Source organism: Bradyrhizobium manausense (genome assembly GCF_001440035.1).
In the GTDB taxonomy this organism is placed as follows: Bacteria; Pseudomonadota; Alphaproteobacteria; order Rhizobiales; family Xanthobacteraceae; genus Bradyrhizobium; species Bradyrhizobium manausense.
Map to the genome: position 1 here is coordinate 96,558 of NZ_LJYG01000116.1, position 15,676 is coordinate 112,233.

Here is a 15,676-nt window from a genome sequence, read left to right on the forward strand (position 1 = left end):
ATGACGCTCCCGCGCATCACCCTTGTGGCCACGCTGCTGCTGGCAACGCCCGCGCTCGCGCAGCTTCAGATCACGCCGCCGGCGACAATCCCGAGCCCCGCGCCCGACAAGCAAAAGGCCAAAGAGCCTGCGAAGGAAAAGCCAAAGGCCACCCCGCACACGATCACCAGGAAGAAGGAGCCGGCGCCGAAGCCGTCGGCCTCGCCGAGCCCCACGCTGCCGGCGACCGTGATCCCTGCGCCGCCAACCGACAATTCCAACGTCGACCTGGTGTTCGGCGCCTATCAGCGCGGCCAGTACAAGACCGCCTTCGACCTCGCCAGCGCGCGCGCCCAGACCGGCGATGCCAAGGCCATGACCATGCTGGGCGAGCTCTATTCCAACGCCATGGGCATCCGGCGCGACTACGCCAAGGCGGTCGAATGGTACAAGCGCGCCGCCGATGCCGGCGATCGCGAGGCGATGTTCGCGCTGGCGATGCTGCGGATGGCCGGCCGCGGCGGCCCGGTCGACAAGGGCGAGGCGGTCAAGCTGATGGCCTCCGCCGCCAAGCTCGGCGAGCCCAAGGCGGCCTATAATCTCGCGCTGCTTTATCTCGACGGCCAAACCCTGCCGCAGGACGTCAAGCGCTCCGCCGAACTGCTGCGCCAGGCGGCCGATGCCGGCCTGCCCGAGGCGCAATACGCGCTCGCGACCTTCTACAAGGAAGGCACGGGGGTGCCGAAGGACCCCGAGCGCGCGGTGCGGCTGCTCCAGGCGGCCTCGCTCGCCGACAACGTCGACGCCGAGGTCGAATACGCCATCGCCATGTTCAACGGCACCGGCACGCCGAAGAACCAGCCCGCGGCCGTGGCGCTGCTGCGCAAGGCCGCCCGCCAGGGCAGCGCGATCGCGCAGAACCGCCTGGCCTGGGTTCTGATCAACGGCATGGGCGCGCCCGTGGACAAGGTCGAGGGGTTCAAATGGCACCTGGTGGCCAAAACATCAGGCAAGGGCGATCCGGAGCTGGACAAGCAGCTGGCGGACCTGCCGGCCGACGACCGCACCAAGGCAGAGGCCGCCGCCAAGAAATGGCTCGGGAACAAATGACCCGACACAAGTGACCTGCAAAGGACCCGAATGACTTGACCTTTGCCCCCTCGCGGGGCACCCAATCCCCCTCAAATGGCGCCTTCCGCGCCCCTCCCCCGTCAAAGACTGATCTCATGCTGTATTCCGCCACTATCAACGTCATGGTCAAAGCCGCGCGCCGCGCCGGCCGCAGCCTCAAGCGCGATCTCGGCGAGATCGAGCATCTGCAGGTCTCGTTGAAGGGGCCGGCCAATTTCGTCTCGCTCGCCGACAAGCGCGCCGAGGAGATCCTCTACCAGGACCTCGCCAAGGCCCGCCCCGGCTACGGCTTCATCGGCGAAGAGGGTGGCACGCGCGAGGGCACCGACAAGAGCCACACCTGGGTGGTCGATCCCCTGGACGGCACCACCAACTTCCTGCATGGCATCCCGCAATTCGCGATCTCGATCGGCCTCGTGCGCGAGGGCACGATCATCGCCGGCGTGATCTACAACCCCGCCAATGACGAGCTCTATATCGCCGAGCGTGGCAAGGGCGCCTTCCTCAACGACCAGCGCCTGCGCGTCGCCGGCCGCCGCCAGCTCAGCGAATGCGTGGTGGCCTGCGGCCTGCCCCATATCGGCCGCGGCGATCACGAGGAATTCCGCCGCGAGATGACCGCGATCCAGGACCGCGTCGCGGGCCTGCGCCGCTTCGGCGCCGCCTCCCTCGACCTCGCCTTCGTCGCGGCCGNCCGCCTCGACGGCTATTGGGAGCGCAATCTGCAATCCTGGGACATCGCCGCCGGTATGCTGATGGTGCGCGAAGCGGGCGGCACGGTCAGCGACATCAACACCCCGGGCGATGCGCTGGTCACGGGCGATGTCGTGTGCGGGAACGAGTACGTGCACGGGGAGCTGGTGAAGATTTTGAAGCGGCTCGGGCAGTAGGCACGTCGAGGCGATCCGCCGTGACCGCCCAGCGCGCCGCGTCAGGCGGCGCGCTGGCTGGGACGCGACAGATCCGGGCAAAGCACGAGCTTGCCCTCAAGACCACCAGCCTCGAGGCGACGGTGAGCATCGACGACCTCCTCAAAAGAGATTCGCGCGGCGACGCGCGGCCGGATGGCGCCCGTTGCCAGAAGCCCGAACAGTTGCTCCAGGTCATCCTTGAACCAGTTGGGATGTCGCGCCCGCATGGCATTGACCGAGTAAAAGCGCGCTCGCTTGCCGCCGGGCAACAATCTCCACAGATAAAGGCGCGCGATCTCCAACAATATAGGAATCATTCGACGCTGTGCCTGCACGCTCGCCGAGAAACCGATGGCACAGAGCAGGCCACCTGGCTTCAGCGCCGCGTATGAGCGGCGATAGCCGTCCTCGCCAACGCCGTCGATGATGACATCGAACCCGCCCGGCACGATCCGCGTGAAGTCCTGATGCTGGTAGTCGATCGGCGTCGCCCCCAGCTCTCGGACGAGCGCCATGTGCTCGCCGCGCACAGTGCCCCACAGCTCGAGGCCGGCCAATCTTCCGAGCACGAGCAGCGCCTGGCCGACTGCGCCGGCGGCCCCGTGCACGAGCACACGTTGACCTCGCTGGATCCTGGCCGCGCGGTGCAGAAGCTGATGCGCAGTCGTCCAGCTTAAGATCAGCGCGGCCGCTTCAGCCGCGTCCACGCCCGCCGGCACGCGGGCCACGTCCCTCGCCCGAAGCGTGCGATACCCGGCGTTTGACCCGACCACTGTCATGTCGGCCACGCGGTCGCCAATCTGAAAGTCATGCACGCCTTCGCCGAGTTGATCGATTGCCCCCACCACGTCGTACCCCATCACGAAGGGCGGCCGAAGGCGCATCGTTTGCGGATAGAGGTGACGCCTGATCAACACCTCGGTGTAGTTGAGGCTCGAGGCGAGTACGCGAACACGCACCTCGCCCGGGCCGGCGATCGGCAGGTGAGCGTCGACGACCTCCAGTCTCTCGGGATCACCGAAGCGGCTGACCTGAACAACGCGATTGCGCTGCTCCATCATGGGCGATCTCCATGCAATGCCGTCATTCAGCGAGGGCGGGCAGACTGCCGCCAAGCCGGAGAAATAGAATTGATCCAGATCAATCTTGAGGCTGCACTCTTTGGAATTCTCCTCCAGCCAAAAATCCGTTTGGCGGCACCTTTTTTCATTGGAGGAGAAAATGCCTGCAGTTGCTATGCAGTTCGTTTCGCATCCAAGACCCGGTAGTGATCTTGCGACCATCTTACAGCTGGCAAAAGACGGCGCGGCACTTTGGAGGAAACACGGAGCCGATGTCAGCTATTGGTCAGTGATCGGCGGCGAGGTCGGGAACTACGCCTTCGTCGCTCGTTTCGACAGTGTCGAATCCTATGGCCGCGCCCTGGCCTCACTAGGTGCCGATCCAGCGTTCGCAGAATTTCAAGCCAAGCGGCTGAAGGCTGGACAGTCCGATTGGGTACGTTCGAACATTTCCATCCAGGTCGACCTTTGACGGAACGCCTACCGTGCCGAATGCGAGACCGCCTTCGGGCGGTCTCTTGCTGCGCGATCAAAGCGGATATCGTGAACGATGGCGAGTGCGTATTTAATCGTCGTCCTCATCGTCCCGATACTCACCGCCGAGGGTCAGGCCCTCGATCATCGTGGCGCCATTCGACTTGATCACGCGGCGAAGCGGGACTGAGCTCTCGCTTCGCAAGGCGTCCATCAACTGCTCCGAATGGGTGACGATCCAGATGTCGGCACGGCCAGAGGCCTTGACGATCAGACGGGCCAATGGCGCCAGCAGCGACGGATGCAGGCTGGCCTCGGGTTCGTTCAGCGCGATGAACGGTGGAAGCCGATAGCCCATGAACACCGCGAGCAGGCAGATGTATTTCAGCGTCCCGTCGGATAGTTCATGCGCCCTGAAAGGCCGCGGCATATCCTCCAATTGCAGATCGAATTCACACAGGCCGCCTTCTTCCCATGCGCGGAGCTCGGCGCCCGGGAAGGCATCCTGGATCGCCGCCTGCAGGTCGGCGGCATCTCCCCTGATGGTATAGAGCGTCGCCAGGGCCGCAGCCAGATCGCTGCCATCGGCACTGAGCGAGGGCGTCGTGATCGCGAGGCACGGCTTTCGGATCGGTGACGCCGGATCGGTGCGAAAGTCGTGATAGAAGCGCCAGCCCAGCATTGCATTCCTGATCAGATCGATTTCAGGGCATTCCTTGCCGTCGAAAAAGCCCGCAAGCGCGGGCTCGGACGGCAGCACCGCATCCTTGTGGCTGGTCCATGCGCCGCTGCCGCCGCGGATGCTGACGAGCGAATTCCTCCGCTCCATCAGTCGAACCGTTCGCTTGCCCTGCGTCGCCTCGATGCTCTCTTCCTTGATCATTGGCTCGCCGGCAAACGCCGCCGCGACCGGGCTGGGGAATCCGATTTCGATGGAATATTTCAGGCGATCGAATCTGGCCGACAACCGCAATCGCCCATCTTCGCCGCGTTTGCGGATGCCTGACCAGCAGACCGAATTCAGTCCGCCCTCCTCGGCGATCGTGCGCGTGATCCGCCCGGTCGCCGCGTCGCGCAACAGCGACAGGGACTTGTAGAGATTGGATTTGCCGACGCCGTTCTCGCCCACGAACACGGACAGGGGGTGGATTGGGAGGGAGAGCCGCCTGATGGAGCGATAGTTCGAAATCGCAATGTCGGTCGGACGCATCAGGTGCTCTCAATCGGCAGGCTGCATTCGCGACGCGAATTGCACGTGTTTTCAATCCAGGGATGCAGTCTGGACCGACGATCGCGCGAAGGCAAGCTCCGCCGTCATTCCGGGGCGCGCCCCGTGGCGCGAGCCGGGAATCCTTGATCCGCATGAATGGTGGCAGGATGGATTCCGGGCTCGTGCTGCGCAGGCCCCGGAATGACGGTGTGCCCTATGGCTTCACCGGAGCAGGTGGCCCGTAAGCGTCACCTTCCCTCGCCGCCACCTTCTCCCTGTCCCCCGCCAGCACGCGCTGCACGGAGACGAAGAACACAGGCACCATCAGCAGCGCCAGGATCACGACTGCGATCATGCCGCCCATCACGACGCTGCCGAGCGCCTGCTGGCTGGCGCCGCCGGCGCCGTGGGCGATGGCCATCGGCAGCACGCCGCAGATGAAGGCAAGGCCCGTCATCAGGATCGGACGGAAGCGCAGGCGGCAGGCCTCGATCGTCGCTTCGACCAGTGGCTTGCCTTCTTTGCGCAGATCCTTGGCGAACTCGATGATCAGGATCGCGTCCTTGGCGGCAAGGCCAATGATGGTGATCAGACCGACGGTGAAATAGACGTCGTTCGGCAGTCCGCGCAGCACCGCCGCGGCCACGGCGCCGACGATGCCGAGCGGCACGGTCAGCAGCACCGCGAGCGGGATGGTCCAGCTTTCATAAAGCGCGGCCAGACACAGGAACACCACGAAGACCGACAGCGCCAGCAGGAACGGCGCCTGCGAGCCCGACAGTTTTTCCTGCAGCGACTGGCCGGCCCATTCATAGCCGAAGCCACGCGGCAGCCTGCCGGCAAGCCGCTCCATCTCGGCGATGGCATCGCCCGAGGTGAAGCCGGGTTTGGCTTCGCCCGAGATGCGTACCGCGGGATAGTAGTTGAAGCCGGCGATCTGGGTCGGTCCGCGCGACCATTCGACTGTCGCGAAGGAGGAGAACGGCACCAGCTGTCCGCCGCTGTTCTTGACGTTGTAATTGAGGATGTCCTCGGTCTTCATGCGGTCGCGGGCGTCGGCCTGCACCACGACGCGCTGCATGCGGCCCCGATTCGGGAAGTCGTTGATGTAGTTCGAGCCGAGATTGGTCGAGATGGTGTTGTTGATGTCCTCGAAAGTGACGCCGAAGGCGCCGGCCTTCTCGCGGTCGATCACGAGATTGACCACGCCCGCTTCTGGCAGGCCCTCGAGATAGACCTTCTGCAGCACCGGGCTGGCATTGGCCTCCGCGATCAGCTGGTCGGCGGCGCGCATCAGCGCCGGATAGCCCTTCTGGCCGCGGTCCTGCAGGCGGAACGAGAAGCCGGAGGAGTTGCCGAGATTGTCGATCGGCGGTGGCTGCAGCGCCGAGATCTTTGCGTCGCGGATCGACGCTCCGAGATCGCGGTTGACGTCGTTGACGACAGCCGCCGCGGAATCCTTCGGCCCGCGCTCCGACCAATCCTTCAAGGTGATGAAGGCCTGCGCGGTGTTCATGCCCTGGCCGGAGAAGCTGAAACCGGTGAGGAAGGTGACGTTGTCGACACCCGGCCGCTGCGCCAGATATTTCTCGACCTTCTCGATCACGGCCTCGGTGCGGCCATAGGACGAATCCGACGGCGTCTGCACATCGGTGGTGACAAAGCCCTGGTCGTCGACGGGCAGGAAGCCGCCGGGCAGGCTGACGAAGGCCCAGGACAGGCCGGCCAGCAGCGCGGCATAGACCAGCATCAGGCGGCCGGTGCGCTTGAGCGAGAAGCCGACGGTGCGGGAATAGCTCTCCTTGCCGCCTTCGAGCATGCGATTGAACCAGCCGAACACGCCCTTTCTCGCGTGGCCGTGGCCGGCCGCGACGGGCTTGAGCAAGGTCGCGCACAGCGCCGGCGTCAGCGACAGCGCGAGGAAGGCGGAGAAGCCGATAGCTGCGACCATCGTCACCGAGAATTGCCGATAGATGATGCCGACCGAGCCCGGGAAGAACGCCATCGGCACGAACACCGCCATCAGCACCAGGGTGATGCCGATGATGGCGCCCGTGATCTGGGACATCGCCTTGCGCGTGGCCTCCTTCGGCGACAGGCCCTCCTCGGCCATGATGCGCTCGACGTTCTCGACCACGACGATGGCGTCGTCGACGAGGATGCCGACCGCGAGCACCATGCCGAACATGCTGAGCATGTTGATGGAATAGCCGGCGAGCAGCAGCGTGGCGCAGGCCCCTAACAGCGCCACCGGCACCACGATGGTGGGGATGATGGTATAGCGGATGTTCTGCAGAAACAGGAACATCACCACGAAGACCAGCACCACGGCCTCGAGCAGCGTCGTCAACACCTTCTTGATCGAGGCCTCGACCACGGGCGTGATGTTGTAGGGGATTTCATAGGAGATGTTCGCCGGGAAGAAACGCGACAGCTCCTTCATCTTGGCTTCGACCGCGCTCGCGGTCGCCAGCGCATTGCCGGTCGGCGACATCAACACGGAGAGACCGGCGGTCGGCTTGCCGTTGAGGCGGGTGTTGAACTGGTAGCTGAGGCCGCCGACCTCGATGCGCGCGACGTCGCGCAGGCGCACGGTCGAGCCGTCGGCATTGGCGCGCAGGATGATGGCTCCGAACTCGTCCGGCGAGGACAGCTGGCCCTTGACCAGCACCAACGCGGAGGTGCGCTGGGTCGCGGTCGAGGGCTCGGCGCCGATGCTGCCAGAGGCGACCTGCGCGTTCTGCGCCGATATGGCCTTGTTGACGTCGTCGGCGGTCAGGCCATAGCCGACGAGCTTGGCGGGATCGACCCAGACGCGAAGGCTGCGTTCGGTCGAATAGAGCGTGGCGCGGCCGACGCCGGGGATACGCCTGACTTCACCGAGCACGTTGCGGATCATGAAGTCGCCGAGGCCGACTTCATCCAGGCTGCCGTCGGTCGAGTTCAGAGTGATGATCTGCAGCACCGCGCTGGAGGCTTCCTCGATCAGGATGCCCTGCTGGATCACTGCGCGCGGCAGGCGCGCCTCGACCCGCTTGATGCGGTTCTGCACCTCGACCGAGGCCGCGCTGGTGTCGGTGCCCGGCTGGAAATTGGCCGTTATCTCGACCTGGCCGAGCGAGTCGCTGGTCGATTCGAAATTGAGAATGCCGGAGGCGCCGTTGAGCTCCTCCTCGATCAGGCGCGTAACGCTGTTGTAGAGGTTCTCCGGCGACGCGCCCGGGTAGCTGGTCGAGATCGAGATCGAGGGCGGCGCGATGATGGGATATTGCGCGATCGGCAACAGCGGGATCGAGATCGCGCCGATCAGGCAGATGAACAGCGCGACCACCCAGGCGAAGATCGGCCTGTCGATGAAGAAGCTCGGCATGGCGGTTACCGGGTGAGCTTCTGCGCGTGCCTGACGTCGGCAGTCGCATCCGCTTCCGACCAGGATTGCGGCTTGACCTTGTCGCCGGCCGCGAATTTCTGGAAGCCTTCGACCACGACCTTGTCGCCGGCCTTCAGGCCGTCGGTGACGAACCAGACGCCGTCCTGCACCGAGCCGGTGCGGATCGGCTGCACCGCGATGCGGTTGTCGTCCTTGACGACGAACACCTCGCTGCCACCGCCGCCATTGCGCTGGACCGCCTGCTGCGGCACCGCGATCGCATCGGAGTCCAGGCCCTGGTCGATGCGAACGCGGACATACATGCCCGGCAGCAGCTCGCGCCTGGGATTGGGGAATTCGCCGCGCAAGGTCACCTGCCCGGTATGGGCGTCGACCTTGGCCTCGGAGAACAGCAGCTTGCCGTCGAGCCCATAGACGGAGATGTCGTCGAGCACGAGGCGCACCTTGACGGCATCGGATTCGATGCGATCGAGGTCGCCGTTCTCGAAGGCGCGACGCAGCTGATTGAGCTCGGTCACCGACTGGGTGAAGTCGGCATAGACAGGATCGAGCTGCTGCACGGTGGCAAGATTGGTCTCGTTCTGCACGACGAGCGCCCCTTCGCTGACGAGGGCGGCACCGACGACGCCATCAATCGGTGCGCGCACGGTCGCATAATCGAGATTGAGTTTTGCCCGGGCGAGATCGGCCTTGCGGCCCTCGACTTCGGCCTGGGCCTGGCGCTCGGCGGCGATGGTCTTTTCGTTCTCGGCCTCGGGCGCGGCGCGCTGGCTGGTCAGCGTCGCGATGCGGCGTGCCTGCTGCTGCGCCTGCATCAGCGCGGCTTCGGCCTTGGCAAGCGCGGCCTCATTGGCCATGACCTCGACCTCGAACGGACGCGGATCGATGCGATAAAGCGGATCGCCCGCCTTCACCTCGCTGCCCTGGCGGAACAGCCGCTCGACCACGATGCCCGACACGCGAGGACGCACTTCCGCGACGCGCGTCGGCGAGATCCGCCCCGGCAGCTCGCGCACCACGGCGCGCGGTTGTGGTTTGACCATGACGATGCTGACGTCGGGTTCGGTGGCTTGCGCAGCGGAGACGGCGGAGGAGGATTCATCGCAAGCAGCAAGCAGCGGCGCAAGGGCCGCGAGCATGATTGCAACGCATGCCGATCGCGCTCGAAGTCCAGACATGAAGTTAAGTGCCCCAAGATTGTTGAAACTGGTCAAGTCTCGCGCAACATCCGTTCTGGACAATTCTGAGCGGCTGACGCGGTCAAAATAGGATGCGCGTGCTGCGACGCAACGCATGGCGCGGGCGGCTCAATGTCACATCCGCTATCGCGCTGAGTTCAGGTCGATTTCTGGGACTCACCGGATTGTGAGTCTGGTTCCACCGCTTGCGCGCTGCGACAGAACATCGCAATTGATCGGCGATCCCTAATTTTTGAACCGTCATCCTGAGGTGTGAGCCATGCGATGCAAAGCGTTGCATGGGGAGCCTCGAAGGATGAACGGCCGAGATGCAGCCGGGCCGTCGCCCTTCGAGGGCCGCTGAAGGAGCGGCCGCCTCCAGCGACAATGGCTTCGCTATTGCGCGGGGGTGACGGTTTGGTTGAGCGTGCCCGCGGCGTGAAGCTGCTTGGGTTTAGCTGTCCGCCGCCTTCATCCGGTAGTGGCTGATGCCCCATTCCGTGCCGTCGGCATAGCCGAACAGGCCTGCGGTGGCGAGGAAGAACCAGCGCCAGCGGCGCATCCACAAGCTCGTCTCGTCGCCGTAGACGTTGCGCAAGACGGCTTCGATCGTGTCGCGATGCGCGTCGAAATTGGCGAGCCAGTCCATCGCTGTGCGCTGATAATGGGTGCCGCTCCAGCGCCATTCCTTCTCGATCTGGAAGATGTCGGCATATTGCCTGACGAGCTGATGGCTCGGCATCACGCCGCCGGTGAAGAAATGCTGCGCGATCCAGTCCTCGCGATTGGCGCGGTCGAATACATAGGAGCCGGCGCGATGGGTGAAAATGTGCATGAAGAAGCGCCCGTCGGGGGCGAGCCATGAGCGCACGCGCGTCATCAGCTTGCGCCAGTTCATCATGTGCTCGAACATCTCGACCGAGACGATGCGGTCGAACTGGCCCTCCGGCGCGAACACGTTCATGTCTGCCGTGACCACGCGCAGGTTCAAGACGCCGCGGCTCTGCGCGACGTCCTCGATATAGGCGCGCTGGCCTTGCGAGTTCGACACCGCGGTCACCTTGGCATGCGGAAACTGCCGCGCAATCCACAGCGACAGCGCGCCCCAGCCGCAGCCGAGCTCGAGGATGGTCTGGCCGTCGGCGAGGCCGGCATGCGCGACGGTCTGGCGTAGCGCCTCTTCCTCCGCCTCCTGGAGCGTGGTCGCATCCGTCTTGTAGAAGCAGGAGGAGTATTTGCGGTTCGGGCCCAGCACCTGCGCGAAGAAGCTTTGCGGCACTTCGTAATGCTGGGTGTTGGCGGCATCCGTATGCTCGGCGATCGGCCGCAGCATCATCTTTCCGGCGAAGGCGGCATCGTCGGCGGCCGTGTGCGCGGCGAGGCGCGTTGCGGTGCGCGAGCACAGGCGCTGGATGGCGGCGCGGACCACGAGATCCGGCAGCGGCACGCGTTCGGCAGTCCCGATGATCGTGGACATGACGCTCATGCGGCCATTCCCTCTCGTGGTGGCAACGGAAAGAACATGCTGGTTTGGGATTGATAGGCGCGGTAGTGCTCGCCGCGCGATCGCAGCATCTGCGCTTCCAGAGGCGGGATGCCGGTGACGTGGACCAGGATCCAGTACATGAAGACAGGCGCGAGCAGGCTGGCCCAGCCCCAGGGGTAGCCGGCCGCGAGGCCGATCACGGGATAGGCGAGCCAGCCGAACCATTCGAAGAAATAGTTGGGGTGACGCGACCAGCGCCACAGCCCTGTCGCGCAGACCTTGCCCTTGTTGGCAGGGTCGTGCCGGAAGCGGCGCAGCTGCGCATCCGCCAGCGCCTCACCGGCGATGGCGATCAGCAGGATCGCAGCTCCCAGGACGTCCTGACCGCGCAGGGCTGGCGCGGGGACATGCGCGGCAACGAAAATCGAAAATACCAGGGGCACCGAGCCCAGCGCCTGGTTTTGCAGGAAGATGAACATCCGCCGGGGGGCGTTGAGGCCCCACTCCGCGGCAAAGGCGGCGTAGCGGGGATCGTCGGTGATCCCTAAGGTGCGGATCGCGATATGGGTGCCGAGCCGGAGCGACCAGATTGCGACGAGGCCGGCGACCAGCCATTGCCTGATATTGGACCCGTCGCCCGCGAGCGGCCACAGCGCGCTGACGGCGCCGACCAGCCCGACCGCAAAGGTCCAGATCGTGTCGACCCAGCCGGAATTGCCGCTGCGCTGCTGCACAACCCAGGCGAATGCCATCAGGACCGCGAGCGAGAGCGCGATGGAAGCGAATCCCCCAAGAAAAATCGCCATGCAAAAAATCCGACCTAAGCCTGTGGAATGCCGAAGTTTTGCAAAATACGTGGATAACAAAGCCCGGTTTCAGCGTTGGGTTCCGCGCGCCTTCCCGAAATCCGCACATCCGGCGCTTTTTTTGCACCCGGCCTGTGCCATAGTGCGGAGGCAAGCAAGCTTCGTAATGGATGATCCCGGCCATGCCGTCAGGCGCCTCGCCCCGCTCCACCATCGACATCGAATACACAAAACTGTCCTCGCCCAGCGTCTTCCTGGTGCGGATGCTGGTCTTCCTGGTGCTGTGTACGCTGGTGGGCGTGGTGCTCTACAAGCAGATCATCCTGGCCTTCTTCGCCAATCCCGGACTGAACGCGCTGATCGGGGCCGTGCTGTTCATCGGCATCGTGCTGGCCTTCCGCCAGGTGATCCGGCTCTATCCTGAGGTGTCCTGGGTCAATAATTTCCGCATCGCCGACCCGGGCCTGGCGCCGGCCAGGCACCCGAAACTGCTGGCGCCGATGGCGGCGATCCTCGGCGGAGAGCGCTCCGGGCGGATGAGCATCACGCAGACGACGATGCGGCACCTGCTCGATTCCATCGCAACGCGCCTGGACGAGGCCCGCGACATCTCCCGCTACATGACGGGCCTCTTGGTCTTCCTCGGCCTGCTCGGCACCTTCTGGGGCCTGATCGAAACGGTCGGCTCGGTCGGCAAGGTCATCGACGGGCTCAAGGTCGGCGGCGATGCCGGGGCGCTGTTCGACACGCTGAAGGAGGGCCTCGCCGCCCCGCTCGGCGGCATGGGCATCTCCTTTTCCTCATCGCTGTTCGGCCTCGCCGGCTCGCTGATCCTCGGCTTCCTCGATCTGCAATCGAGCCAGGCGCAGAACCGCTTCTACACCGACCTCGAAGACTGGCTCGCCACCACCGTGCGGGAATACGGCAACGGAGAGGTCGCCGCCGTCGCGAGCACCGGCGGCGGGGTAGCGAGCGGCGAGCTCCAGGCCGCCGTCGAACGCTTACGCTCCGTGCTCGAGGAAGGGAGCGCCAGCCGCGGCACCACCGCGGCGATGGCGAGCCTTGCCGAAGCGATCCAGGCGCTGGTCTCGCATATGCGGACCGAGCAGCAGATGATCCGCGAATGGGCCGACGGCCAGGGCGAGCAGAACCGCGAGATCCGCCGCCTGCTGGAGCGCATCGCGCGCCAGCCCGAGAAGAGTTAAGCAATCAGGATTTGAGAGGCGAGCATGGCTCTAGCCCGCGGCCGCCGCAGCGAAGGCGCCTTCAACTACTGGCCCGGATTCGTCGACGCGCTGTCGACGCTGGTGCTGTCGATCGTGTTCCTGCTGTCGGTGTTCCTGGTCGTGCAGTTCTTCCTGTCGCAGGAGGTCACCGGCAAGGACAAGGCGCTGGAGCAGCTCAACGCCAGGATCGCCCAGCTCACCGAGCTGTTGTCACTGGAGAAGCTCGGCAAGCTCTCGCTCGATGATCAGGTCTCGCAGCTCAGGGCCGGCCTCGCCTCGGCCGAGAGCGAGCGCGACCGCATGAAGGGCCTCTATGAAGGCCTTGCCAATGCCGGCAACGATGCTCAAGGCAAGACCACCGAGCTCGGCAAGGCGCTCGAGTCGGAAAAGGCCGTCTCGGCGCGGGCGCTGGCGCAGATCGAGGTGCTGAACCAGCAGATCAGCGCGCTGCGCCGGCAATTGGCCGCCCTCGAAGAGGCGCTCGATGCATCCGAGAAGCGCGACAAGGAATCGCAGAACCGAATCGCCGATCTCGGCTCACGCCTCAACGTCGCGCTGGCGCAGCGCGTGCAGGAATTGTCGCGCTACCGCTCCGAGTTCTTCGGGCGCCTGCGCGCCATTCTCGGCAACCGTCCCGACATCCGCGTGGTCGGCGACCGCTTCGTGTTCCAGTCCGAAGTGTTCTTCGACACCGGACAGGCGACGCTGCTGCCCGAGGGCAAGGCCGAGCTCGACACCGTGGCGAACGCGCTGATCGAGCTCGACAAGAAGATCCCGGCCGAGATCGCCTGGGTGCTGCGGGTCGACGGTCACACCGACGTGCGGCCGGTCAACGGTCCGAACTTCAAGTCGAACTGGGATCTGTCCGCGGCGCGCGCGATCTCGGTGGTGCAATATCTGATCTCGCTCGGCGTGCCGGCCCAGCGCCTGGTCGCCGCCGGCTTCGGCGAGTTCCAGCCCCTCGACACCGCCAACACCGAAGAGGCCTACAAGCGCAACCGCCGCATCGAGCTGAAGCTGACGGAGCGGTAGTGAGCGCGCTCCACCTTCGCCCCTACGCGGACGCCGACGAAGCGGCGGCGATCGACCTCTGGCATCGCAGCTGGCAGCAGGCCTATCCGCAGATCGACTTCGCCGCACGGCTGGCCTGGTGGCGCGAACGCTGGCGCAAGGATCTGGTGCCGAAGGCCCAGATCATCGTCTCGGAACAAGATGGCACGCTGAGCGGTTTCGTCACCATCGATGGCGATGGTTATCTCGACCAGCTCGTGGTCGACCCCGATCATTGGGGCTCGGATGCGGCAAGGCTGCTGGTGGACGAAGCAAAACGCCTGTCACCGTCAGGCGTCACGCTGCTGGTGAACAAGGACAATGCCCGCGCCATCCGCTTCTACGAGCGCAACGGCTTCGCCCATGCCGGCGAGGACGTGAACCCGACATCGGGACGGCCGGTGCTGAAGATGGCGTGGCGGCCGTGACCGATGTCACGCAAAGGCGCAGCGTGGCTTGCTAGTGTCGCAATCAGCAAACTGATGGAGAGGATCAATGCGGCTGAGCGATCTGGCCAAAGGGTCTTCGGTCTTTCTCAGCGTCATGGTCGCGGGCTATGTGTCGACTGTGTATGTCGACCAGCGCCTGGCTTCGCCGCCCAAGGCAGCAACCGAGACGACAGGTTCGCCAGCGCCAACGAACAGCGCTGCTCCGACCGACAACCCGACGCCGGCCAACGGCGGATCGGCCTGTATCGGCGAGGGCGGCAGCTGGAAGAACTGGCCGTGGCCGAATGTGCCGATGGGCTCGCCGAAGTGCGAGTGACATCGGTGCTTAGGCGCCAAGCTCTCTCCGCCCGTCATTGCGAGGAGCCCTTTGCGACGAAGCAATCCAGAATCCTTCCGCAGAGACGGTCTGGATTGCTTCGCTACGCTCGCAATGACGGGCGGAGAGAGACTGGCGTCTCACGCGCCCTCGAACTGCAACCTCGCCAGCCGCGCATAGAGCCCGTTCGCGGCGACGAGCTCGGCATGCGTGCCCTGCTCGACGATCTTGCCCTGGTCCATCACCAGGATGCGGTCGCAGGAGAGCACCGTGGCGAGGCGGTGCGCGATGACGAGCGTGGTGCGATGGGCCATCAGCTCTTCGAGTGCGGTCTGCACCAGCGTCTCGCTTTCGGCGTCGAGCGCGGAGGTGGCTTCATCGAGCAGCAACAGCGGCGCGTCGCGCAGGATGGCGCGGGCGATGGCGATGCGCTGGCGCTGGCCGCCGGACAGCGTCACGCCGCGTTCGCCGAGCGGGGTATCAAAACCTTCAGGCAGGCGGCGGATGAACTCAGAGGCATGCGCGAGATCGGCGGCACGCTCGACCTCGGCGTCATCAGCATCGGGCCGGCCGAAGCGGATGTTCTCGCGGGCGCTGGCGGCAAACACATTGGACTCCTGCGGCACCAAAGCGATGCGGGAGCGGAAGTCGCGCGGATCGGCGGATTTCACCGGCACGCCATCGAGCGAGATCGAACCGCCCTTGGGATCGTAGAAGCGCAGCAGCAGATGGAAGATCGTGCTCTTGCCGGCACCGGACGGGCCGACGATCGCAACCTTCTCGCCGGGCCGCACGGTAAATGAAACAGCATCGAGCACGTTGACGTCGGGCCGCGCCGGATAGGCGAAGCTGACACGATCGAAGCCGACCTCGCCGCGCCCCGGCACGGGCAGTGCGCGCGGCGATGCGGGCGCGGCGATCTCGGGCTTCACGTGCAGGATCTCGAACAGACGTTCGGCCGCGCCTGATGCCGCCGATACCTCGCCCCAGACCTCGCTGAGCTGGCCG

The 15,676-nt window shown here is 65.2% G+C and carries 14 protein-coding genes and 1 pseudogene; 8 read left to right on the forward strand and 7 right to left on the reverse strand.

Annotated features, from left to right (window positions below):
- The 3 genes and pseudogenes from AOQ71_RS40680 to AOQ71_RS49470 all read left to right on the forward strand — a co-directional run.
- Complete coding sequence (locus AOQ71_RS40680; RefSeq protein ID WP_057759314.1) at positions 1–1,089, forward strand: tetratricopeptide repeat protein; 1,089 nt, start codon at positions 1–3, stop codon at positions 1,087–1,089.
- A gap of 116 nt (positions 1,090–1,205) precedes the next feature.
- A partial coding sequence (locus tag AOQ71_RS40685) for an inositol monophosphatase family protein (protein WP_245317420.1) occupies positions 1,206–1,803 on the forward strand: 598 nt, incomplete at its 3' end.
- Position 1,804: 1 nt separating this feature from the next.
- Positions 1,805–2,000, forward strand: a pseudogene (locus AOQ71_RS49470) (inositol monophosphatase family protein); the annotation flags it as partial.
- A 41-nt stretch (positions 2,001–2,041) separates the two neighbouring features.
- Here AOQ71_RS49470 and AOQ71_RS40690 read toward each other — a convergent pair.
- Positions 2,042–3,082, reverse strand: coding sequence for a medium chain dehydrogenase/reductase family protein (locus AOQ71_RS40690; protein WP_057759317.1), 1,041 nt, complete (start codon positions 3,080–3,082; stop codon positions 2,042–2,044).
- Between the two features lie 160 nt (positions 3,083–3,242).
- Here AOQ71_RS40690 and AOQ71_RS40695 point away from each other — a divergent pair, with 160 nt between their 5' ends.
- The gene (locus AOQ71_RS40695; RefSeq protein WP_083514861.1) at positions 3,243–3,554 is read left to right on the forward strand and encodes a hypothetical protein; all 312 of its coding nucleotides are present in this window, start codon (positions 3,243–3,245) and stop codon (positions 3,552–3,554) included.
- A gap of 93 nt (positions 3,555–3,647) precedes the next feature.
- Here the strand turns inward: AOQ71_RS40695 and AOQ71_RS40700 are convergent, their stop codons facing one another.
- From AOQ71_RS40700 to AOQ71_RS40720, 5 genes are all read right to left on the reverse strand, one after another.
- On the reverse strand, positions 3,648–4,766 hold the full coding sequence (locus tag AOQ71_RS40700) for an AAA family ATPase (RefSeq protein ID WP_057759321.1): 1,119 nt from the start codon (positions 4,764–4,766) through the stop codon (positions 3,648–3,650).
- Between the two features lie 214 nt (positions 4,767–4,980).
- Positions 4,981–8,136, reverse strand: a complete 3,156-nt coding sequence (locus tag AOQ71_RS40705) for a multidrug efflux RND transporter permease subunit (RefSeq protein WP_057759323.1) — start codon at positions 8,134–8,136, stop codon at positions 4,981–4,983.
- A gap of 5 nt (positions 8,137–8,141) precedes the next feature.
- Complete coding sequence (locus AOQ71_RS40710; protein WP_083514862.1) at positions 8,142–9,335, reverse strand: efflux RND transporter periplasmic adaptor subunit; 1,194 nt, start codon at positions 9,333–9,335, stop codon at positions 8,142–8,144.
- Positions 9,336–9,789: 454 nt separating this feature from the next.
- A complete protein-coding gene (locus tag AOQ71_RS40715; RefSeq protein WP_057759325.1) occupies positions 9,790–10,821 on the reverse strand; it encodes an SAM-dependent methyltransferase in 1,032 nt (343 codons plus the stop codon).
- A complete protein-coding gene (locus tag AOQ71_RS40720; protein WP_057759327.1) occupies positions 10,818–11,627 on the reverse strand; it encodes a DUF1295 domain-containing protein in 810 nt (269 codons plus the stop codon). Before AOQ71_RS40720 ends, AOQ71_RS40715 begins: the two co-directional genes overlap by 4 nt.
- 182 nt (positions 11,628–11,809) lie before the next feature.
- Between AOQ71_RS40720 and AOQ71_RS40725 the strand changes: the two genes are divergently transcribed.
- The 4 genes from AOQ71_RS40725 (at position 11,810) to AOQ71_RS40740 (ending at position 14,668) form a co-directional block, all read left to right on the forward strand.
- The gene (locus AOQ71_RS40725) at positions 11,810–12,832 is read left to right on the forward strand and encodes a hypothetical protein (RefSeq protein WP_057759893.1); all 1,023 of its coding nucleotides are present in this window, start codon (positions 11,810–11,812) and stop codon (positions 12,830–12,832) included.
- 24 nt (positions 12,833–12,856) lie between these two features.
- Positions 12,857–13,885: a peptidoglycan -binding protein gene (locus AOQ71_RS40730; protein ID WP_057759328.1), complete on the forward strand. Its 1,029-nt coding sequence runs from the start codon at positions 12,857–12,859 to the stop codon at positions 13,883–13,885.
- Positions 13,885–14,331 carry a GNAT family N-acetyltransferase gene (locus AOQ71_RS40735; protein ID WP_057759330.1) on the forward strand — a complete coding sequence of 149 codons (447 nt, stop codon included), beginning with the start codon at positions 13,885–13,887 and terminating at the stop codon, positions 14,329–14,331. The genes AOQ71_RS40730 and AOQ71_RS40735 overlap by 1 nt, the downstream gene beginning before the upstream one ends.
- A gap of 67 nt (positions 14,332–14,398) precedes the next feature.
- Positions 14,399–14,668: a hypothetical protein gene (locus AOQ71_RS40740; protein ID WP_057759332.1), complete on the forward strand. Its 270-nt coding sequence runs from the start codon at positions 14,399–14,401 to the stop codon at positions 14,666–14,668.
- 140 nt (positions 14,669–14,808) lie between these two features.
- On the opposite strand, the gene AOQ71_RS49475 is transcribed toward AOQ71_RS40740, so the two are convergent.
- Positions 14,809–15,676, reverse strand: an 868-nt coding sequence (locus AOQ71_RS49475) for an ATP-binding cassette domain-containing protein (RefSeq protein WP_245317423.1), incomplete at its 5' end; no start/stop codon positions are given.

Bases quoted from the DNA above. Each gene is read 5' to 3' on its own strand.
- AOQ71_RS40680 (WP_057759314.1), top strand. From the start codon at position 1: ATGACGCTCCCGCGCATCACCCTTGTGGCCACGCTGCTGCTGGCAACG.
- AOQ71_RS40715 (WP_057759325.1), bottom strand. From the start codon at position 10,821: ATGAGCGTCATGTCCACGATCATCGGGACTGCCGAACGCGTGCCGCTG.
- AOQ71_RS40740 (WP_057759332.1), top strand. From the start codon at position 14,399: ATGCGGCTGAGCGATCTGGCCAAAGGGTCTTCGGTCTTTCTCAGCGTC.
- AOQ71_RS40695 (WP_083514861.1), top strand. From the start codon at position 3,243: ATGCCTGCAGTTGCTATGCAGTTCGTTTCGCATCCAAGACCCGGTAGT.
- AOQ71_RS40705 (WP_057759323.1), bottom strand. From the start codon at position 8,136: ATGCCGAGCTTCTTCATCGACAGGCCGATCTTCGCCTGGGTGGTCGCG.
- AOQ71_RS40730 (WP_057759328.1), top strand. From the start codon at position 12,857: ATGGCTCTAGCCCGCGGCCGCCGCAGCGAAGGCGCCTTCAACTACTGG.
- AOQ71_RS40710 (WP_083514862.1), bottom strand. From the start codon at position 9,335: ATGTCTGGACTTCGAGCGCGATCGGCATGCGTTGCAATCATGCTCGCG.
- AOQ71_RS40720 (WP_057759327.1), bottom strand. From the start codon at position 11,627: ATGGCGATTTTTCTTGGGGGATTCGCTTCCATCGCGCTCTCGCTCGCG.
- AOQ71_RS40725 (WP_057759893.1), top strand. From the start codon at position 11,810: ATGCCGTCAGGCGCCTCGCCCCGCTCCACCATCGACATCGAATACACA.
- AOQ71_RS40690 (WP_057759317.1), bottom strand. From the start codon at position 3,082: ATGATGGAGCAGCGCAATCGCGTTGTTCAGGTCAGCCGCTTCGGTGAT.
- AOQ71_RS40700 (WP_057759321.1), bottom strand. From the start codon at position 4,766: ATGCGTCCGACCGACATTGCGATTTCGAACTATCGCTCCATCAGGCGG.